General features: G+C 68.2%; 19 protein-coding genes. 11 read left to right on the top strand and 8 right to left on the bottom strand.

Annotated features, from left to right (window positions below):
• Positions 1-211 precede the first annotated feature (211 nt).
• The 4 genes from ACF66B_RS11665 (at position 212) to ACF66B_RS11650 (ending at position 4129) form a co-directional block, all read left to right on the top strand.
• Positions 212-814: a nicotinate-nucleotide adenylyltransferase gene (locus ACF66B_RS11665; protein ID WP_111431300.1), complete on the top strand. Its 603-nt coding sequence runs from the start codon at positions 212-214 to the stop codon at positions 812-814.
• Positions 815-986: 172 nt separating this feature from the next.
• A complete protein-coding gene (locus ACF66B_RS11660; RefSeq protein WP_162683388.1) occupies positions 987-1904 on the top strand; it encodes a hypothetical protein in 918 nt (305 codons plus the stop codon).
• 114 nt (positions 1905-2018) lie between these two features.
• Positions 2019-3488, top strand: coding sequence for a D-alanyl-D-alanine carboxypeptidase/D-alanyl-D-alanine-endopeptidase (gene dacB, locus ACF66B_RS11655; RefSeq protein ID WP_162683387.1), 1470 nt, complete (start codon positions 2019-2021; stop codon positions 3486-3488).
• 23 nt (positions 3489-3511) lie between these two features.
• A complete protein-coding gene (locus tag ACF66B_RS11650) occupies positions 3512-4129 on the top strand; it encodes a LysE family translocator (RefSeq protein ID WP_111431297.1) in 618 nt (205 codons plus the stop codon).
• A gap of 31 nt (positions 4130-4160) precedes the next feature.
• On the opposite strand, the gene ACF66B_RS11645 is transcribed toward ACF66B_RS11650, so the two are convergent.
• A complete protein-coding gene (locus ACF66B_RS11645; RefSeq protein ID WP_111431296.1) occupies positions 4161-4604 on the bottom strand; it encodes a tellurite resistance TerB family protein in 444 nt (147 codons plus the stop codon).
• A 131-nt stretch (positions 4605-4735) separates the two neighbouring features.
• Between ACF66B_RS11645 and ACF66B_RS11640 the strand changes: the two genes are divergently transcribed.
• Together ACF66B_RS11640 and ACF66B_RS11635 are read left to right on the top strand one after the other, a co-directional pair.
• Positions 4736-6325, top strand: coding sequence for a lysine--tRNA ligase (locus ACF66B_RS11640; RefSeq protein WP_111431311.1), 1590 nt, complete (start codon positions 4736-4738; stop codon positions 6323-6325).
• 429 nt (positions 6326-6754) lie between these two features.
• The gene (locus ACF66B_RS11635) at positions 6755-7669 is read left to right on the top strand and encodes a hydrogen peroxide-inducible genes activator (protein ID WP_111431295.1); all 915 of its coding nucleotides are present in this window, start codon (positions 6755-6757) and stop codon (positions 7667-7669) included.
• Here the strand turns inward: ACF66B_RS11635 and ACF66B_RS11630 are convergent.
• The 5 genes from ACF66B_RS11630 to ACF66B_RS11610 all read right to left on the bottom strand — a co-directional run bounded on the left by ACF66B_RS11630 (position 7666) and on the right by ACF66B_RS11610 (position 12144).
• A complete protein-coding gene (locus ACF66B_RS11630) occupies positions 7666-8145 on the bottom strand; it encodes a cell wall hydrolase (RefSeq protein WP_111431294.1) in 480 nt (159 codons plus the stop codon). The genes ACF66B_RS11635 and ACF66B_RS11630 overlap by 4 nt on opposite strands.
• Positions 8146-8256: 111 nt before the next feature.
• Positions 8257-8715, bottom strand: a complete 459-nt coding sequence (locus ACF66B_RS11625; RefSeq protein ID WP_392662659.1) for a cell wall hydrolase — start codon at positions 8713-8715, stop codon at positions 8257-8259.
• A 317-nt stretch (positions 8716-9032) separates the two neighbouring features.
• Positions 9033-9449: a lipocalin-like domain-containing protein gene (locus ACF66B_RS11620; RefSeq protein WP_392662657.1), complete on the bottom strand. Its 417-nt coding sequence runs from the start codon at positions 9447-9449 to the stop codon at positions 9033-9035.
• A 133-nt stretch (positions 9450-9582) separates the two neighbouring features.
• On the bottom strand, positions 9583-11526 hold the full coding sequence (gene acs, locus ACF66B_RS11615) for an acetate--CoA ligase (protein WP_111431292.1): 1944 nt from the start codon (positions 11524-11526) through the stop codon (positions 9583-9585).
• Between the two features lie 207 nt (positions 11527-11733).
• The gene (locus tag ACF66B_RS11610; RefSeq protein WP_111431291.1) at positions 11734-12144 is read right to left on the bottom strand and encodes a cupin domain-containing protein; all 411 of its coding nucleotides are present in this window, start codon (positions 12142-12144) and stop codon (positions 11734-11736) included.
• Positions 12145-12237: 93 nt separating this feature from the next.
• Between ACF66B_RS11610 and ACF66B_RS11605 the strand changes: the two genes are divergently transcribed.
• The 4 genes from ACF66B_RS11605 (at position 12238) to ACF66B_RS11590 (ending at position 15922) form a co-directional block, all read left to right on the top strand.
• Positions 12238-13548: an amidohydrolase gene (locus ACF66B_RS11605; RefSeq protein WP_111431290.1), complete on the top strand. Its 1311-nt coding sequence runs from the start codon at positions 12238-12240 to the stop codon at positions 13546-13548.
• Entirely contained in the window at positions 13545-14372 is an 828-nt protein-coding gene (locus ACF66B_RS11600; RefSeq protein WP_111431289.1) for a purine-nucleoside phosphorylase, read from the top strand. Before ACF66B_RS11605 ends, ACF66B_RS11600 begins: the two co-directional genes overlap by 4 nt.
• A 24-nt stretch (positions 14373-14396) precedes the next feature.
• The gene (locus ACF66B_RS11595; protein ID WP_392662652.1) at positions 14397-15596 is read left to right on the top strand and encodes an MFS transporter; all 1200 of its coding nucleotides are present in this window, start codon (positions 14397-14399) and stop codon (positions 15594-15596) included.
• Between the two features lie 119 nt (positions 15597-15715).
• Positions 15716-15922: a hypothetical protein gene (locus ACF66B_RS11590; RefSeq protein ID WP_111431288.1), complete on the top strand. Its 207-nt coding sequence runs from the start codon at positions 15716-15718 to the stop codon at positions 15920-15922.
• On the opposite strand, the gene hslU is transcribed toward ACF66B_RS11590, so the two are convergent.
• A complete protein-coding gene (gene hslU / locus ACF66B_RS11585; protein ID WP_111431287.1) occupies positions 15910-17217 on the bottom strand; it encodes an ATP-dependent protease ATPase subunit HslU in 1308 nt (435 codons plus the stop codon). The genes ACF66B_RS11590 and hslU overlap by 13 nt on opposite strands.
• 64 nt (positions 17218-17281) lie before the next feature.
• On the bottom strand, positions 17282-17839 hold the full coding sequence (gene hslV, locus ACF66B_RS11580) for an ATP-dependent protease subunit HslV (RefSeq protein WP_111431286.1): 558 nt from the start codon (positions 17837-17839) through the stop codon (positions 17282-17284).
• Positions 17840-17976: 137 nt separating this feature from the next.
• Between hslV and ACF66B_RS11575 the strand changes: the two genes are divergently transcribed.
• Positions 17977-18903, top strand: coding sequence for a LysR family transcriptional regulator (locus tag ACF66B_RS11575; RefSeq protein ID WP_111431285.1), 927 nt, complete (start codon positions 17977-17979; stop codon positions 18901-18903).
• Positions 18904-18917: the final 14 nt, after the last annotated feature.

Here is an 18917-nt window from a genome sequence, read left to right as displayed (position 1 = left end):
CGGCATTTGTGGCCCTTCGGACACGAGTATCCCGCATATTCCGCGCCTTGCGGCCGGAAATTGATGCAGGCGGGCGCAGGAATGGTCGCAAAAAGTGTGTATATGCCCGCATGGATTGTTTCCGGCAGGCGGCACAAGGGGCGAGTCGGCTCCTCGCTTGACAGGGCCCGCGCCGGCCGCGAAGGAGCGGAGAGCAGGGAGTTTCGCCGCGATGTCCATGTCTGTGCCCGTTGCCTTGCCCGGGATGAGGATCGGGCTGCTCGGGGGATCTTTCGATCCGCCGCATGCGGGGCATGTGCATATCACGACCTGGGCGCTCCGGGCCTTCCGCCTCGATCAGGTCTGGTGGCTGGTGAGCCCGGGCAATCCGCTCAAGGCCGATGCGCCGGCCAACATGGCTCGCCGGATCGCGGCGGCCGAGGCCATCCTCACCCACCCCCGCACCAGGATCACCGATCTCGAGGCGCGTCTCGGGACCCGCTACACCGCCGAGACGCTCGAGGCGATCGGGCTGCGCTATCCGGGAGTCCGCTTCGTCTGGCTGATGGGGGCCGACAACCTGCGCAGCTTTCACCGCTGGGAGCGCTGGGACGAGATCATGGCGCGCGTGCCGGTGGGGGTGCTCGCCCGGCCTGGCGAACAGATCGCGGCCGGCCTTTCCCCGGCGGCCCGGCGCTTTGCGCGCTGGCGCCTCTCGCAGGCCGCGGCGCCTTCGCTTGCCGCCGGCCCGGCGCCGCGCTGGACGCTGCTCTCCGGGCCGATGCTCGATCTCTCCTCGAGCAGCCTGCGCCGGTCCGGTCTCTGGCAGCGCTGAGCCGCATCCGCTCGCCCCGCGATTGCGCCTTACGTCACGATTTACAGCGCGGAGGCTCCGGGCCTAGACTTGCCCACGGACGGGCCGGGTCAGCCGCAGCCAATCGCCGGAAGACGCGAGGCGGCGGGCCGGGAAGAAGCCACGAGCGAAGAGAAACGAAGGGGAGGTCGTCATGAAAACCACTGGAGTGTTTGCCCTGGCCGCAGGGGCCGCTGTCATCGGGCTCTTGATCGGTATCGGCATAGGCCGGTCCGGCAAATCCGAGCTTGCCGAGCGCGCCGACCGGCAGGACGAACTGTCGGCGAGCGTTGCGGCGCTTTCGGACAAGGTCGGCGCCATGGAGGGCCGGTTCGACGAGATTTCCCAGAGCATCGGCTCCGTCGGCAAGAACCTCGAGGGCCAGTCGCAGCGCTTCGGCGATCTCTCCGAGCGGATCGGAGAGATCGGCACGCAGATGTCCGACTCGGTATCCGGCATGGCTTCGGATCTCTCCGGCAAGTTCGCGCAGCAGTTCGACGGTCTCGGACAGCGGCTCGCGGGTCTCGGGTCGCAGGGGGGGAATGGATCAGGTAGCGCGCCCGCAAAAGGCGAGCGGGTCAGTCCGGGCGAGACCCTGAAGCTCGGCGATGACGGGGCGCGGCTTTTCCTCTCCGCCGTGAACGCCGAAAGCAAAACGGCGCGGGTCTCGATCAATGGCATCGGGCTGCAGACACTCACAGTCGGCACGCCGGTCAATGCGGGCAACTGCCAGGTGACGCTCACCGGGATCGATGCGCCTGCAGCGATGATCGACACGACCTGTGACGGCAAGCAGGCCTCCGCAGATGGCGAGAAAGCCTCGGGCGGCTCCGAACCCGCCGGGCTCGGCGCGGGCACGGAAATCTCGATCGCCCAGGCAGCGAGCCTCGCCGACGGCGCCGTGAAGATCTACCTCTCGCGCATCGACACCGCCGCGGGCACCGCCAGGATCGCCGTCAACGGCACGCAGGTGAGCGATCTCACGATGCAGAATCCGGTGAAGGCGGGCGATTGCACCGTCAACCTTACCGGCTTCACCGAGCGTTCCGTCAGCGTCGAGGCCTCCTGCTGAGGCCGCTTCGCGGACAAAGGTAAACGCGGAGAGTTTTCGACAGATTCTGCCCCGCCCCCTCCATACAGCCGCTTGATCGGCCGGGGGAGGCGGGCGCACACTGCGCGAATGGTGTTGTCGCAGGGTTCCATTCCGGTCTCGCGGCGGCAGGTTCTTTCCGGACTGGCCGCGGCGGCGATCCTTGCGCCCGTGGGCGGCGCATTGGCGGGGATCTCCGATCCCGTGGCCCGCTCGGGTCTTGCCGAAAGGACCGGCGTCGCGCTTGCCGATCTCCGCGATGGCGGGCTGATCGAATCCTGGCGGGCCGAGACCGGCCAGCCGCCCGCCTCCGTCCTCAAGATCATGACGACGCTCTACGCGCTCGATGCGCTCGGGCCGGACTACCGCTTCACCACCCGGCTCATCGGCACCGGGCCGGTCGAAGACGGCGTGCTCAAGGGCGATCTGGTGCTCGCGGGCGATGGCGATCCGCTGCTCGACACCGACGATCTGAAGCGGATGGCGGCCGCGCTGATCGCGCGCGGTGTGACCGGCGTTTCGGGCCGGTTCCTCGTCGCCGAGGGCGCGCTGCCCTTTACCGAGGCGGTCGATCCCGGCCAGCCGATGCATGTGGGCTACAACCCGGCGATCTCGGGGCTCAATCTCAATTTCAACCGCGTCTGGGTCGAATGGCAGCCCGGCAAGAGCGGCCGCCCGGATTTCGGCTTCGCCGCACCGGGGCGCGATTTCCGCGTGCGCCTCGCGGGTATCGGCGGCGAACTCGGTGCCGCGCCGCCACCAAGACACCGCGTCGAGGGCACGCGCGAGATCTGGACGCTTCCGGGCGGCGAGATGAAGGGCCGGGGCGGCGTCTGGCTGCCCGCCCGCCGGCCCGGCGCCTACGCTGGCGAGGTCTTCCGCGATCTCGCGGCCGAGTTCGGCCTCGCGCTTCCCGCGGCGGAGCTCGTCGGGGATGCTCCGCCGGGCGACGTCCTCGTTGCGCACGAGAGCGCGGCCCTGGAGGAAATCCTGCATGGCATGCTGCGCTATTCCACCAACATCACGGCCGAGATCGTCGGACTCCGCGCGAGCCAGGCCCGCGGCCTCGACCCGGCGGACGTCGGCGAAAGTGCGGCGGCGATGACCGAATGGGCGCGGGCGCGCTACGGCCTCACCGAAGCGGTTTTCGTCAACCATTCCGGCCTCTCGGCTCTCTCGCTCTGGTCGCCCGCCGAGACGGTGAAGGTGCTGGCGGCCGAAGCTGGCGGTGCGCTGCCCGGCCTCCTGCGTGAACAGGCCCTCCTCGGGCCGGACAGGCGGCCGCTCGTCCTGCCCCATGTCCGGGTCGCGGCGAAATCCGGCACGCTCTTCTTCGCGAGCGGGCTCGCGGGCTATATCCAGGGGCCTGACCGCACGCTTGCCTTCGCGATCTATTCCTCCGACGCCGATCTCCGCGCGACAATCCGCCCCGACGCCGCCGGGCGCCCGCCCGGCGCGCGGGGCTGGGCCGGCCGGGCACGCGGCATGCAGCAGGCGCTCCTGCGTGACTGGGCGACCGAGGCCTTCCCGCCGCCGCCCTTGCGCCCGATGCACCGTCCGGGATAGAGGCGGAGGGGTTGGAGGCCCCCATGGAACCCGCATCGCTTCTCGTCTTCGCCGGAACCCTGCTCGTTGCCGTCGCCATTCCCGGGCCGGGGATCGCGGCGCTTGTCGCCCGCGTTCTCGGCCGCGGCATTGCCGGAGCGGCGGCCTTCACGCTCGGCATGTGGCTCGGCGATCTCGTCTGGCTTGCCTTTGCCGTCGGCGGCCTCGCGGTGCTCGCGCAGAGCTTCCACCTGCTTTTTCTCGCGGTGAAATGGGCCGGGATCGGTTATCTGCTCTGGATCGCCTGGAAGATGTGGCACGCGCCAGCGGTCATCGGCGGCGGCAGCACCGTGCTTCCGCGCACCGAACGGACGCCGACGCTTCTCTTCGCGGGCTTCTCGCTCACCATGGGCAATCCCAAGGTGATGGTCTTCTACCTGGCGCTCCTGCCCTCGCTGGTCGATCTCGGCGCGGTGGATTTGCTCGGCTATGCCGAGCTTGCCGCCATCGTCACCTGCGTGCTCGCGGTCGTATTCTCGGGCTACATGCTGCTTGCATCCTGGGCCCGGGCGCTCCTGACCGCGCCGCACCGGGTGCGGGCGATCAACCGCGGCTCGGCGCTGGCGATCTGCGGCACGGCGGGCTGGGTCGCAACCCGCTGATCCGTCCGGGGCCGGCCGCCGGCGGGCGGCCTCAGCCTTCCGCTTCGGGCAGGCGCCGATGCCGCGCCGCGCTGCCGCGCTCGATCGCCGCGGCATGCAGCCGCTCGATGTTGAGCTCGTAACGCAGCTCCTGAAGGAACCGCAGCTCGGCCTGGAAGGTCTGGCCGTCGGCCGCGGCCACGTCGCAGGCCAGCGCATAGGCGGTCTCGTGGAGCCTTTCGGGCAGCGCATCGCGCAGGAGCCCGAAGAGCGCATCGAGCCCGTCCTCTTCCTCGAAGAGATCGAACACGGTCTGGCTGACCATCGCGAGCCGGTCGCGGTCGAAGCCGACGAAGACCGGCAGCGATTCGACCATACGGCCGATCGATATGAGCTCGTTGTTGGAGATGTTCTCGTCCGAGGCGGAGACGGCCACCATGACCGCTACCAGCGCATCCTGCGCGGTAAACGATGGCAACGGGAAATCGGAGGCCATGGCATCCCTCTCTGCAAGCGCATGCGTTCGGGCCGGTTCTATTGACCGCCGAACGGGGGGGCAATAGGAAGCGGACGGGCGGCTCGGCCGCCCCGATCAATATTTCGCGTGACAATCTCGACGGTGTGGTGATGTACGACGTGCGCAAGGTGGCGGAGAACTCGAAGGCGTGGCCCTTCCAGGAGGCGCGCGCCCTTGCCAAACGTTACGAGAAAGCGCCGCCCGAGAAGGGCTACGTGCTCTTCGAGACCGGCTACGGCCCTTCGGGTCTGCCCCATATCGGCACCTTCGGCGAAGTGGCGCGCACGACGATGATCCGCCGCGCCTTCGAGGTGCTCTCGGATATCCCGACCCGGCTCATCTGCTTCTCCGACGACATGGACGGGATGCGCAAGGTACCGGAGAACGTCCCGAACCCGGAGATGCTGCGCGAGCACCTGCAGAAGCCGCTCACCTCCGTGCCGGACCCGTTCGGCGCGTTCGAGAGCTTCGGGCATCACAACAACGCCATGCTTCGGCGCTTCCTCGATACCTTCGGCTTCGAATACGAATTCATCTCCGCGACGGAGTTTTACCGCTCGGGCCAGTTCGACGAGGTGCTGCTCCGCGCCGCCGAGCGCTATGACGACATCATGAAGGTGATGCTGAAATCGCTGCGCGAGGAGCGCCAGCAGACCTATTCCTGCTTCCTGCCGATCCACCCCGAGACGGGGCGTGTGCTCTACGTGCCGATGAAGCATGTGGATGGCCGCGCGGGCACCATCACCTTCGACGACGAGACGGGCCGGGAATGGACCCTTCCCGTCACCGGTGGCCAGGTGAAGCTGCAGTGGAAGCCCGATTTCGGCGCCCGCTGGGCCGCACTCGACGTCGATTTCGAGATGTATGGCAAGGACCACAGCTCCAACACGCCGATCTACGACCGGATCTGCCGCATTCTCGGCGGCAACCCGCCCGAGCATTTCGTCTACGAGCTTTTCCTCGACGACAATGGCGAGAAGATCTCCAAGTCGAAGGGCAACGGCATCTCGATCGACGAATGGCTCGCCTACGCGAGCCCCGAGTCGCTCGCGAATTTCATGTTCCAGAAGCCGAAGACCGCCAAGCGGCTCTTCTTCGACGTGATCCCGAAGGCGGTGGACGAATACCACCAGCATCTGCGCGCCTATCCTGGCCAGACGCCGGATCAGCAGCTCGCCAACCCGGCGTGGCACATTCACGGCGGCCATCCGCCCGCCTCCGACATGGTCGTGCCGTTTTCCATGCTGCTCAACCTGGCCTCCGCCTCCGGTGCGCATGACAAGGACGTGCTCTGGGGCTTCATCCGGAAATACGCACCCGAGGCCAGCCCGGAGACCCATCCGGGCCTCGACGCCGCGGCGGGCGGCGCGGTGCGCTACTTCGAGGACTTCGTCCTGCCGGCGAAGGTCTACCGCGCAGCCGACGACCGGGAGGCTGCCGCCTTGGCAGATCTGCGCGACCGGCTCGCCGCCTGGGAGGGCCCGGTCGATGGCGAGGAATTGCAGAATCTCGTCTTCGCGGTCGGCAACGCGCACGGCTTCGACCCGCTCCGTGCCTGGTTCGGCGCGCTCTACGAGGTGCTGCTCGGCGCAAGCCAGGGCCCGCGCTTCGGCGGCTTCATCGCGCTCTACGGCATTCCCGAGACCATCGCCCTCATCGATCGCGCGCTCGCCGGCGAGCTGGTGAGCGCCGCGGCCTGACCGCAGGCGCAGTCTCCGGGGCGCGCGCGCACCGGCGCCCCACGGGCCGGCGGCTTCCCCTGGTTCGATCCCGTCCGAGCCCCGCAGTGCGAACCGGTCGGGCGGGATCTTCAGATCGCGCCGGCCATCCGCCTCCGGCTTGCGCCCGCCGCGCCAAGTGTGACCGAGGCCGCTTCCGTGGTCGTCGCCTCGGAAGGCTTTGGCACTGGGGGAGTGGCGCCTTGAGGTACCCACTGTGGGGGCGGCTGGCGCAAGCCGGCGCGGGATCTTTGAGCACAAGGTGCCTGCCAAAATGGCTTCAACCCCCTAAACGGGAGAAGGCGATCGGATCGCCGCGCCGACGGGTTGCCGTATCGAGAGGTCGGCTTGCGAATGGAGGGATCGCTGGCGTAAAACGGTTCTCAGATAATTTATTTAAAAGAGATTACGTTGAAAAAGCCCGTAATTTCCATTCGGCAACTCAGTTTTGTCGCCGCGCTCGCGGAAGAGCTCAACTTCTCCCGCGCGGCGAAGCGGTGCCAGGTCTCTCAGCCGACGTTGAGTACCGGGCTGCGGGAGTGCGAAATGGCGCTGGGAGTCCAGATCGCCGAGCGTACGAGGCGGTCCGTCATCCTCACTCCGGCAGGGCGGGAGATTGCCGCGCGCGCGCGGGTCATTCTCGCCGCAGTGCGCGATCTCGAGGATCTGGCCACGCAAACCGCCGCCGGAATGCCCAACACCCCGCTCCGTCTCGGCGCGATCCCGACGGTCGGGCCCTATCTGCTGCCCCACGCGATGCCGGAGATCCGCACCGCCAGCCCGGATCTGAAGTTCTATCTCCGCGAGGAGCTTGCGGAGTCCCTGCGAGACGGTCTTGCCTCGGGTCGGCTCGACGCAATCCTGCTGGCCCGGCCATTCGATCTGGAGGAGTTCCATGTCGAGCCGCTCTTCGAGGACGGGTTCCAGATTGCCATGGCCGCGGATGCCCCGCACCCCGTAGCGCCCGCCGGTCTGGAGGGCGCCCGGCTGCTGCTGCTCGATGAAGACCACTGCCTCCACCGCCACACCCTCGACGCCTGCCCCGAGATGCGGCTTCAGCCGGACCGCCGCGCATTGGCCACGGGCCTGCCGACGCTCGCCTCGATGGTGGCGGAGGGGCTTGGTGCGACGCTTCTGCCGCAGCTCGCGATCGACGGCGGCGCGTTTGCGGATCACAGGCTCAGCCTTGTCCCGCTCGAGAAGGCCCGCCCGCGCGAAGTCGTGCTCGCATGGCGCAAGACCGCTGCACGGGGCGTGGAATTCGGGCATCTGGCGGAGATTCTCCGCCAGACCCGCCAGCGGCTTGCGGAGCGCGCGGCCTCCTAGCGATAGAAGACGTTACCGCCGAACTTGCCGACGCGCGCACGGGTGTTGAACCAGCCCGGCGGCATCGAGGCAGCGTGGAAGAAGAGCGCGCCCTTGGTGATGTCGGGCGCTCCAGCGAGCACGGTCTGGGCGGTGCGGAAGGCCTTCTCGCGGTCATCCGAATTGGCAAGATTGTCCGGCCGCCCGTCGCAACGATACGAGAACTGGCAGCGATCCGAGACCACGCCACAGACGCTGTTGGGGAATTTCGGGTTCTTTGCCCGGTTCACGACCACATGGGCGACCGCTTCGGTGCCGACAGGGCCGGTGCCCCGCGCCTCGAAATAGATCGCCTCGGCGAGGCAGGCGAGATCCGCGGAGCTCGCCCGGCCGACTTCTGCCGGCTCCGGGGCCGCCGTCGGGGTGGGGGTCGCGGAGCAGTTCGCAAGGATCAGCAGGGCGGACAGGGCAGTGACCAGGATGCGGAGGTTGCGCAAGACGAGGTCTCCTCAGACAACAACAGCCACATTAACCACGATCAAAGAAAACGCGGTGTGGGAAATGCAGCGGAAAGGGGGGATTGGCGGAAAACCGCCGACAGGAAAGATCTATCTGTAGAACACGTTACCGGCGATTTCTCCGACGCGGGGCCGCGAGGCGAACCAGCCGGGCCGGGCGCCCGAGGAGTGGAAGAAGAGCGCCCCGTGGGTCGGGTCGTCGGTGCCGCCCGCGAGCACGCTCTCGGCGGTGCGGTAGGCGCGTGCGCGCTCGCGGCTGTCCGACAGGACCTCCGGCTTGCCGTCGCACTGATAGGAAAACTGACAGCCGTCCTTCACCACGCCGCAGATCGTGCCCGGGAACTTCGCGCTTTCGCGCCGGTTCACCACCACATGTGCAACCGCGAGGGCGCCCTTGTCCCCGGTGCCCTTTGCCTCGAAATAGACCGCCTCGGCGAGGCAGCTGACGGAGGCGTCGCGCGTGGGGCGCGCATGCGGAACATCGGCGGCCGCGAGCGGAGTGCCCGTGAGCGCGATGGCGAGCAGAGATGCAGCAGCAAGAAGACGCAAGGATTTGATCCGGTGCCGTTTCGGTTGGCCTGCCCTTTGCACAGAGCCCCCGCCGCTGTCCAGACACACGCCCCGAGGGCGGCGGTTTCCCGCCGAAACCGCCGACGACCGGTCCGGACGGCCGAGCACTGCGCCCGCCGGTCAAGCTCATGTTGCAACTGCGAAAAGCGCCGTGGCTAGCTGCTCGGCATCTGCAGACGCTGAGGCCGCCATGCAACAAGGTCAGATCGGCTATTCAACGGGGAAAGGGCTAAGGGCCAAGACGTGCTGCGGCTGATTCGCCCGGTTATTTTGCGGTGCAGCAATCGCCCGCGGGCTCAAAGCTTGCGGAACTCCATGCGGTAGACGACCTCCTCGCCGGTCGAGGGGTCGATGCCGGGGGCGCCGCTGATGGTCAGCCGGTCCCCCTCGATGGCGAACGGCCTCGAGAGATCCACTTCCCAGTCCGGGTTCCAGGCGCCCTCCACGTGATGCACCACCCGGCCGGGCTCCACGGTATAGGCGGCCACATAGGCGAGCATGCTGTCGAAGAGTTCGGCCCGCTCTTCCACCGACCAGGGCGCATCGCCGCGGGCGAGGCGGCTGCGACGGAACACCGTCGCCATCATCCGCCCGTCGGCGTGATAGGCGATATAGCCGAGCGGATCGGGGCCCATCGCATCCGTGACCTCCCCGGTCGCAACCGACTCCCGTGTCCAGGAGATCATCCTCCAGGTTCCGATGATATCCGTCATGGTCTGCCTGTCCTTGTCACCAGTCCCGCACTGCGACCCTGGCACGGAACCGCGGGGCGCGGGCATGTCGCTCTAACGCGAACGGGCGGAGCCTTGGCCCCGCCCGCCGCCTGTCTCTTCGAAGACCCGGAGATCAGCTCTGGTTCATCCGGTTGTCGATGAGTTCGTCAACGACGCTCGGGTCGGCAAGCGTCGAGGTGTCGCCGAGGGCTCCGTAATCGTTCTCGGCGATCTTGCGCAGGATGCGGCGCATGATCTTGCCCGAACGGGTCTTCGGCAGGCCGGGCGCCCACTGGATGAGGTCGGGGCTCGCGATCGGCCCGATCTCCTTGCGGACCCACTGCACCAGCTCCTTGCGCAGCTCGTCGGTGTATTCCTCGCCGGCATTGAGCGTCACATAGGCATAGATGCCCTGGCCCTTGACCGGATGCGGATAGCCCACCACGGCGGCTTCCGAGACCTTCGGGTGCGCCACCAGTGCGCTCTCGACTTCCGCCGTGCCCATGCGGTGACCGGAGACGTTGATGACGTCATCGACGCGGCCGGTGATCCAGTAGTAGCCGTCCTTGTCGCGGCGGCAGCCGTCACCGGAGAAGTAGTAGCCCTTGTACTGGCTGAAGTAGGTGTCCACGAAGCGGGTGTGATCGCCGTAGACCGTGCGCATCTGCCCCGGCCAGCTGTCCTTGATCGCCAGAACGCCCTCGCATTCCACCTCGTCGACCTCCGCGCCGGAGGTCGGCTCGAGCACGACGGGCTGCACGCCGAAGAAGGGCTTCGTCGCCGAACCCGGCTTCGTCGGCGTGGCGCCCGGCAGCGGCGAGATCAGGATGCCGCCGGTTTCGGTCTGCCACCAGGTATCGACGATCGGGCAGTTCCCCTTGCCGACGATCTCGTTATACCAGTTCCAGGCTTCCGGGTTGATCGGCTCTCCCACCGAGCCCAGAATGCGCAGGTCGGAGAGATCGTATTTCTCGACGAACTCCTTGCCCTTGCCCATCAGCGCGCGGATCGCGGTCGGCGCGGTATAGAAGATGTTGACCTTGTGCTTCTCGCAGACTTCCCAGAAGCGGCCGGCATCCGGATAGGTCGGCACGCCCTCGAACATCAGCGTGGTGGCGCCATTGGCGAGCGGCCCGTAGACGATATAGCTGTGGCCGGTAACCCAGCCCACGTCCGCGGTGCACCAGTAGATTTCACCTTCCTGATAGTCGAAGATGTATTCGTGCGTCATCGAGGCGTAGACAAGATAGCCGCCGGTGGTGTGCACCACGCCCTTCGGCGCGCCGGTCGAGCCGGAGGTGTAGAGGATGAACAGCGGATCCTCGGCGTTCATCGGCACGGGTGCGCAATGGTCGGAGACGCGGTCCATCTCCTCGTCGAGCCAGTAGTCGCGCGAGGCATCGAAGGCCACGTCGTTTCCGGTGCGGCGCACCACGAGCTGCTTGACGCCGGTCACGCCCTCGAGCGCCTTGTCCGAGTTCGCCTTCAGCGGCGTCATGCGGCCGCCGCGCGGCGCCTGGTCGGCGGTGATCACGAGCTTGGCGCCCGAACCTTCGACGCGGGCCTTGAGCGCATCGGGCGAGAACCCGGCGAAGACGATCGAGTGGACAGCGCCGATCCGGGTGCAGGCGAGCATCGCATAGGCCGCCTCGGGGATCATCGGGAGGTAGAGGATGACCCGGTCGCCCTTCTTCACGTCGAGCGCGTGCAGGACGTTGGCGAACTTGCAGACCTGCTCGTGCAGTTCCTTGAAGGTGATGTGCTGGCTGACATTGGGATCGTCGCTTTCCCAGATGATCGCCGTCTGGTCGCCGCGGGTTGCCAGATGCCGGTCGATGCAGTTGGCGGAGACGTTGAGCTCACCGTCCTCGAACCATTTGATCGACACGTTGTGGTAATCGTAGGAGGTGTTCTTCACCTTCGTATAGGGCTTGATCCAGTCGAGCCGCTTGCCGTGTTCGCCCCAGAAGGCCTCGGGGTCGGAAACCGACGCTGCATACATCTCCTCGTATTTCTGGGCATCCGCATGAGCATTCGCGACGATCTCGGCCGAGGGCTTATGCATCTGGTCGGTCATTGGCGTTTCCACTTCTGAAATGTTCTTGGGTCTTTTTCGCTTGAAGCCCCCGCGTGGAAAGCGGGCGCACCGGTTGCCGGCGCGTATCTCCCCAGAAGCGCCCCCCGACACCCGTCGCGCAGTTTTATAAAAGCAAAGCGCCCGCTTGTAAAATATTATGATTGATGCACTGCAAAAAAATTACATTGCGAACTTGGAGTTGACGGACTATTCCATGAGACTCTTCGATACGTGTCGGTTTTCCGCATCCACATCGCGGTAGGCCTCCGGCCGGAAGCGCGGCGTGCAGAGGCACCAGAAGACGAGCGGCGTCACCCCGGTGCAGGTGATGCGCTGCGGTATCCCCGGCGGGATCAGCACCCGGTCGCCCGCCCGCACCGCGTGCCGCACCCCGCCCACTTCCGCGAGGCCCTCACCCGAGACGATCACGTAGCGCTCGGCGATGCCCTCGAGCACGTGCAGCCGCGTCGTCACGCCCGGCGCCACGCGGGCCTCCGCGAGCGAGACCTCGGCCGAGGCCGGGTCGTTGAGATATTCGGTGATGAAGCAGCGCTCGGCAGTCTCGGTCCCGGGCGGAACCGGGCCGGGCAGCAGCCAGTCGGGCGGGGTTCCGGGCATCGTCGCGGCCTCCCGTGGGTCTTTCGTCGCCCCTCTGGTTGACAGGGCTTCTGCCCGCATGCAACCCCTTGGAAAATCGCCGTGCGAGGCCCCATGCCTTCCGATCTTGTCGTCACCCGAGCCACGATCGTGACCGCCGATGCGCGGGACAGCGTCATCCCCGAGGGCGCGGTTGCCGTCACCGGCGGGCGCATCACAGCCATCGGTCCTGCCGCGGAGATCGGCCGCGACGCGGCGCGCGTGATCGAGGCGCCCGGCATGATCCTGATGCCGGGCCTCATCAACACCCACTGCCATGCCGCCGACAGCCTGTTTCGCGGCCTTGTCGAGGATCTGCCGCTCGAACCCTGGCTCCAGACCGTCTGGAAGGCCGAGCGCGCCATCCTCGACCGCGCGACCTGCCGGCTCGGCGCGCGCCTCGGCCTTGCCGAGCTGCTGCTCGGCGGCGTCACCACGGTGATGGACATGTTCTGGCATCCGCAGGAGACGGTGGGGGCGGCGAAGGATCTCGGGATGCGCGTCTCCACCGGCGGCATCTTCTTTGACTTTCCGGGCATGGACGGCCACATCGCCGAGCGCCGCGTCGCGGATGCCGAGGCCTTCTTCTCCGAGTTCGCGGGCGACCCGATGGTGCTCTGCGGCACGTTCCCGCATGGCGCCTATACGGTCGGCCCGGAAAATCTCGCCGCGGCCCGCGCGGTCACCGACCGGCATGGCGGGCTCTTCTGCACCCATGCCGCCGAGACCAGGGCCGAGGTCGCCGATATCGAGACGCGCTACGGCCGCCGGGTGATCCGCCATCTCGAACACCTCGGGCTGCTCGACGAGCGCACCGTGCTCGCCCATTGCGTCTGGCTCGACGACGAGGAGATCGAGATCCTCGCCCGGCGCCGGGTGACGGTTGCGCACAACCCGATGTCGAACCTCAAGCTCGCCAGCGGCTTTGCCCGCATCGCCGACATGCTGGCGGCGGGCGTGCGGGTGACGGTCGGCACCGACGGCGCGATCTCGGGCAATGATCTCGACATGTGGATGGCGCTCCGGATGGCCGCGACCCTGCCGAAGGCCGCGACGCTCCGGGCCGATGCGGTGACGACCGCCCAGGCCCTGCGCATGGTCACCCGGGCCGGTGCCGAGGCGCTCGGCGCCGGCGACCGGCTCGGCTCGCTCGAGCCGGGCAAGCAGGCCGACATGATCCTGCTCTCGACCGACCGCGCCCACGCCGCCCCGATCTTCGACCCGATGACCCATGTGGTCTATTCGGCGGCGAAATCCGATGTGCGCCATGTCTTCGTGGCCGGGGAACAGGTGGTGCGCGACGGCGAGCTTGTCCGCCTCGATCTCGGCGCCCTGCTGGCCGAGGTCCGCGCGCTTGCGCCCCGGATCGCGGCGAGCATCGCATGAGCCTGCCGCTCGGCGCGCGCATCGCCGCGGCCCGCGCCAGCATCGCCGGGCGGGCGGGCGCCCCCGTGGCTGTGGGGCTGGTGCTCGGGTCCGGGCTCGGCGCGCTGGCCGAGCGGATGCGCGGCGCGGTGGCAATCCCCTATGGCGAGATCGCCGGCATGCCGGTCTCGACGGCACCGGGCCATGCCGGGCAACTGCTCCTCGGCGAGCTCTTCGGCACCCGCTGCGCCCTGATGCAGGGCCGGCTCCATCTCTACGAGGGCTGGGCGGCCGCCGACATCGCGCTGCCGATCTATCTCCTGAAGGCGCTCGGCGCGCGGAGCCTCGTCGTCACCAACGCCGCCGGTGCCCTCAATCCCGCGTTCGCACCGGGCGAGGTGATGCTGATCGAGGATCACATCAACCTCACCGGAGCCAATCCCCTGACGGGTCCGAACGACGAATCCGTGGGTCTGCGCTTTCCGGATATGTCGCGCGCCTACGACCCTGAATTGCGCGCGCGAGCAAAAGAAATCTCTCTGCGACATAATTTTGCGTTGAAGAGCGGAATTTATGCCGGTATTTGCGGACCCTCGCTTGAGACTTCTGCCGAACGACGCTTTCTGCGCGCGGCTGGCGGCGATGCCGTCGGCATGTCCACCGTGATCGAGGTGATTGCGGCGGCCCATTGCGGGCTGCGGGTTCTGGGCTTCTCGGCGATTACCAATGCGGCCGCGGGCGGGCCGGATCAGCAGCCCGACACGATCGAGGAGGTCCTTGAGAACGCGGCCGTCGCCGGCCTGAAGATGGCGGCGCTGCTCGAAGAACTGGTGCCACGCCTCTGAGAAAGGCGGGCCGGGGAGGTTCGCATGATGGAAGCAAAGACGCGCAGCGTCCTGCTGCTTGCGGCGGTCGAGGTGATGACGATGAGCCTGTGGTTCGTCTCCGCCGCGATTCTGCCGGATCTGGTGGCGGAAGGCGGGCTCAGTGCGGCGCGGGCCGCGGCGCTTTCGAGCGCGGTGCAGATCGGTTTCGTTGCCGGGGCGCTCGGGCTTGCGCTCCACGGCACCGCTGACCGCTTCGATCCCCGCAAGGTCCTCGCCATCTGCGCCGCCATCGGGGGGGCGGCCAATCTCGCGCTCCTCGTCACGCCGATCGGCGGGGCGGCCCAGATTGCGCTCCGCTTCCTCACCGGGGCCTGCCTCGCGGGTGTCTATCCGGTGGGCATGAAGATCGTCGTCGGCTGGGGCACGCGCGACCGCGGTTTTCTGGTCGGCCTTCTCGTGGGCGCGCTCACGCTCGGCTCGGCGCTGCCCCATCTCTTCGCCTTTCTTGGCGGCGCCAACTGGCGGCTCACCGTCGGCGCGACCTCGGGGCTTGCCCTGCTCTCCGCGGGGCTTGTGCTCGCCGCCGCCCTCGGGCCGGCGCACGCCCGCGCGGCGCGGTTCGATCCCGGCGCGGTGTGGCTTGCCTGGACCGACCGACGCATCCGCCTCGCCTTCGCGGGGTATCTCGGCCACATGTGGGAGCTCTATGCCTTCTGGGCCTGGATCGGCGCGGCGCTGACGGCGGCCTTCTCGCTGCGCATCGGGGCCGATGCCGCCCAGTCCGCCGCGCGCCTCGTGACCTTCATCGCGATTGCCACCGGCGGCCTGCTCTGCCTGCCCGCCGGCTGGTTCGCCGACCGCATCGGCAAGGCCCGCGTCGCCCGTCTCGCGATGATCGCGAGCGGCAGTGCCGCGCTTGCCACCGCCCTCGGGTTCGGCGGGCCGGTCTGGCTCGTCGCGCTGCTCGCGATCCTCTGGGGCGCGGTGGTGATCCCGGATTCGGCGCAGTTCTCGGCGCTCGTCGCCGATGCCGCACCCCCCGAGCGGGCCGGAAGCCTGATGAGCCTCCAGACGGCGCTCGGCTTCACGCTCACCTTCTTCACCGTCCAGGCGGTGCCGGTCGCGGCACATGCCTGGGGCTGGCCGCTGACCCTCGCGCTCATGTCGCTGGGGCCTGTACTGGGGGTGGAGGCGATGCGCCGCCTGATGACGATGACTGCCAGAATATCCACGGCCGGTTGAACGCGGCCATTGACATTCACCTTTAGGTAACCTGCTATGAGATACAACCTGCTCTCGGGCATCGTCCACCCTCGCGAGGTCGGAGTCGTATGCGCAAGCGATTCAGGATCACGAAGTCAATGATACTCGGCCTGCTCATCATATCGGCGTTTTTCGCGGCGATTGCAGGTCTCATGGTCTTTCTGCTCGGGTACGGCATCCTGCTCGCGCTTCTCGCCTATTCCCTCAGCGGCTCGGCAATGCTGCTCCTGCTCGCGATGTGGGTGTATTTCCGGTCCTCCGGCGAGGAGGACCGGTGCGGGCATGAGGTGGATCAGAGCACGTAGCGGCTGAGATCGGCAGAGGCCATGAGTTCGCCGAGATGCGCCTCGACGAAGGCGTCATCGACCACGACCGCATCCCCCGCGCGGTCGGGTGCCGTGAAGCTCAGCTCCTCGAAGACGCGCTCCATCACCGTGTAGAGCCGCCGGGCGCCGATGTTCTCGACGCTGCGGTTCACCTCGGCCGCAATCCGGGCGAGGGCCGCAATCCCGTCCTCGGTGAAGGTCACGGTCACGCTTTCGGTGCCCATCAGCGCCGTATACTGCCGGGTGAGCGCGTTGTCGGTCTCCGTGAGGATGCGGACGAAATCCTCTTCCGTCAGCGCGCGCAGCTCGACCCGGATCGGCAGACGCCCCTGCAGCTCGGGCAGCAGGTCCGAGGGCTTGGCGATGTGGAAGGCGCCGCTCGCGATGAAGAGGATGTGGTCGGTCTTCACCGGCCCGTATTTCGTCGAGACGGTGGTGCCCTCGATGAGCGGCAGCAGGTCGCGCTGCACCCCCTCGCGGCTCACATCCGCCCCGCGGGATTCGGCCCGGGCACAGACCTTGTCGATCTCGTCGAGAAAGACGATGCCGTTCTGCTCGACCGCCTCGACCGCGGCGCGGTTCACCGCCTCGCTGTCGATGAGCTTGTCGGCTTCCTCGGTGATGAGCAGCTCGTAGGACGCCGCGACCGACAGCCGCCGCCGCGTGGTGCGCCCGCCGAAGGCCTTGCCGAACATGTCGCCGAGGTTCATCGCGCCCATGTTCATGCCCGGCTGGCCGGGGATCTCGAGCATCGGGAAGGGGCTCGCGTTGTCGGCGACCTCGATCTCGATCTCCTTGTCGTCGAGCATGCCGTCGCGGAGCTTCTTGCGGAACATCTCGCGGGTCTGGTCCCGCGCGCCCTGGCCGGCGAGCGCCTCGATCACCCGGTTCTCGGCGGCCTCGTGCGCCGCGGCCTTCACCCGCTCGCGCATGTCGGCGCGCACCATGACGATGGCCGCATCGATCAGATCGCGCACGATCTGTTCCACATCGCGGCCGACATAGCCCACTTCCGTGAACTTCGTCGCCTCGACCTTGATGAAGGGGGCCCTCGCGAGCTTGGCGAGACGGCGCGAAATCTCGGTCTTGCCGACGCCCGTCGGGCCGATCATCAGGATGTTCTTGGGGTAGACTTCGTCGCGAATGTCGTCGGCGAGCTGCTTGCGGCGCCAGCGGTTGCGCAGCGCCACCGCAACGGCGCGCTTGGCATCCTTCTGTCCGATGATGAAACGGTCGAGCTCGGAAACGATCTCGCGCGGCGTGAGTTCGGTCATGCCATTTCCCTCATGTCAGGGCAGGCCGGGGGCCGCGACGCGGCCCGCACCGGCGTGCCCGGGATCACTTGCTGATGCTTTCCACGGTCATGTTGCCGTTGGTGTAGACGCAGATCTCGGCGGCGATTTCCAGCGCGCGCCGGGCGATCACCTCGGCATCCGGCTCGTACTGGTAGAGCGCGCGGGCGGCGGCCAGGGCATAGTTGCCGCCCGAGCCGATCGCCGTCGCGTCATGCTCGGGCTCGAGCACGTCGCCCGCCCCGGTGATGACATAGAGCTCCGCGCCGTCGGTGACGATCAGCATCGCCTCGAGATTGCGCAGGTACTTGTCCATGCGCCAGTCCTTGGCGAGCTCGACCGCGGCGCGCTGCAGCTGCCCCGGCGCCGATTCCAGCTTGCGCTCCAGCCGTTCGAGCAGGGTGAAGGCATCCGCCGTCGATCCCGCGAACCCGCAGACGATGTCCCGCCCGCCGGGCGCGATCCGCCGCACCTTGCGCGCCGTGCCCTTGATGACCGTCTGTCCGAGGCTCACCTGCCCGTCGCCGGCAACGACGACCTTGCCCCCCTTGCGGACGGCGACGATCGTGGTGCCGTGCCAGCCCGGAAACCGCTCTTCGCTCATGTTCCCTCCGTATGTCCCGCGAGCGATATATGCGTTGCAACGCGGGCTGCCTAGGGGCAGGCGGATCTTGCCCACAGGGCGGCAGGACCGCATAACGGAACGCCGGACCATCGCAGCCACTGCCGGGGCACCGCCTGATGCTCGACCGAAACGACTTCGACTGGAACGATCTCAAGGCCCTGCTCGCCCTCGCCGGCGAGGGCTCGGCGCTCGCCGCGGCGCGCCGGCTCGGGGTGAACCAGACCACCATCGCCCGCAGGCTCGATGCGCTCGAACGCGCCCTCGGGGTGCGCCTGGTCGAGCGCCGCGCGGCCGGCTATGCCCTCACCCCGCGCGGGGCGGAAGCGGCGGCGCTTGCCCGCCCGATGGCCGAGGCGGCGGCGGGGCTCGGTTCCGCCGCGTCGGCCTGGCAGCGCGGCGTGGCGGGCAATGTGCGCGTCTCGGCAACCGAGACGCTGGCCGTCCATGTGCTCGCGGGCCTCGCCGCGCGCCTGCGCGAAAGCCACCCCGCGATCGCCCTCGAACTCGCCGCCGAGGACCGCCGCGCCGACCTCCGCCGGGGCGAGGCCGATCTCGCCGTCCGCATCACGGCCCCCGGCGTTCCGGCCGAAACCGTGCCCGGCCTCCTTGGCCGGCGCATCGGCGCGAGCCGCTGGGGCCTCTACTGCGCCGCCACCTATGCCGCGCGCCACGGGCGCCCCGCCCGGGCCGAGGATCTCGCGATGCACGCCTGCATTACCGGCAGCGGCCCGCTCGCAAGCCTCCCCGCGCTCGCCTGGCTCGCCACGCTAGTGCCCGAGGGCATGACCGTGGCGATGCGCTGCAATTCCGTGCCGAACCTCATCGCCGCGGTGCGCGCGGGCCTCGGCATCGCGCCGCTTCCCTGCCTCGTCGCGGCAGGCGATCCGGGGCTCCGGCGGCTTCTGCCGGAGGCCTCTCTCGATGCGCCGGTCTGGCTGCTCTGGCGCGAATGCGACCGCGACGACCCCGCGCTTCGGGCGGTGATCGGCGCGGTGGTCGCGCGCTTCGGCGAGATGCGCGGCGCCCTCACCGGGGTGGACTGACCTCGGGGCCGGAG

Source organism: Amaricoccus sp. B4 (assembly GCF_043226085.1).
Taxonomy (GTDB): Bacteria; Pseudomonadota; Alphaproteobacteria; order Rhodobacterales; family Rhodobacteraceae; genus Amaricoccus.
Note: the sequence above shows the minus strand (reverse complement) of the source record. Positions and strands in the feature narration are given on the sequence as shown.

Coding starts and splice junctions, on each gene's coding strand:
- ACF66B_RS11665 (WP_111431300.1), top strand. CDS start 212: ATGTCCATGTCTGTGCCCGTTGCCTTGCCCGGGATGAGGATCGGGCTG.
- ACF66B_RS11660 (WP_162683388.1), top strand. CDS start 987: ATGAAAACCACTGGAGTGTTTGCCCTGGCCGCAGGGGCCGCTGTCATC.
- ACF66B_RS11650 (WP_111431297.1), top strand. CDS start 3,512: ATGGAACCCGCATCGCTTCTCGTCTTCGCCGGAACCCTGCTCGTTGCC.
- ACF66B_RS11645 (WP_111431296.1), bottom strand. CDS start 4,604: ATGGCCTCCGATTTCCCGTTGCCATCGTTTACCGCGCAGGATGCGCTG.
- ACF66B_RS11640 (WP_111431311.1), top strand. CDS start 4,736: ATGTACGACGTGCGCAAGGTGGCGGAGAACTCGAAGGCGTGGCCCTTC.
- ACF66B_RS11620 (WP_392662657.1), bottom strand. CDS start 9,449: ATGACGGATATCATCGGAACCTGGAGGATGATCTCCTGGACACGGGAG.
- acs (WP_111431292.1), bottom strand. CDS start 11,526: ATGACCGACCAGATGCATAAGCCCTCGGCCGAGATCGTCGCGAATGCT.
- ACF66B_RS11610 (WP_111431291.1), bottom strand. CDS start 12,144: ATGCCCGGAACCCCGCCCGACTGGCTGCTGCCCGGCCCGGTTCCGCCC.
- ACF66B_RS11605 (WP_111431290.1), top strand. CDS start 12,238: ATGCCTTCCGATCTTGTCGTCACCCGAGCCACGATCGTGACCGCCGAT.
- ACF66B_RS11600 (WP_111431289.1), top strand. CDS start 13,545: ATGAGCCTGCCGCTCGGCGCGCGCATCGCCGCGGCCCGCGCCAGCATC.
- ACF66B_RS11595 (WP_392662652.1), top strand. CDS start 14,397: ATGATGGAAGCAAAGACGCGCAGCGTCCTGCTGCTTGCGGCGGTCGAG.
- ACF66B_RS11590 (WP_111431288.1), top strand. CDS start 15,716: ATGATACTCGGCCTGCTCATCATATCGGCGTTTTTCGCGGCGATTGCA.
- hslU (WP_111431287.1), bottom strand. CDS start 17,217: ATGACCGAACTCACGCCGCGCGAGATCGTTTCCGAGCTCGACCGTTTC.
- hslV (WP_111431286.1), bottom strand. CDS start 17,839: ATGAGCGAAGAGCGGTTTCCGGGCTGGCACGGCACCACGATCGTCGCC.
- ACF66B_RS11575 (WP_111431285.1), top strand. CDS start 17,977: ATGCTCGACCGAAACGACTTCGACTGGAACGATCTCAAGGCCCTGCTC.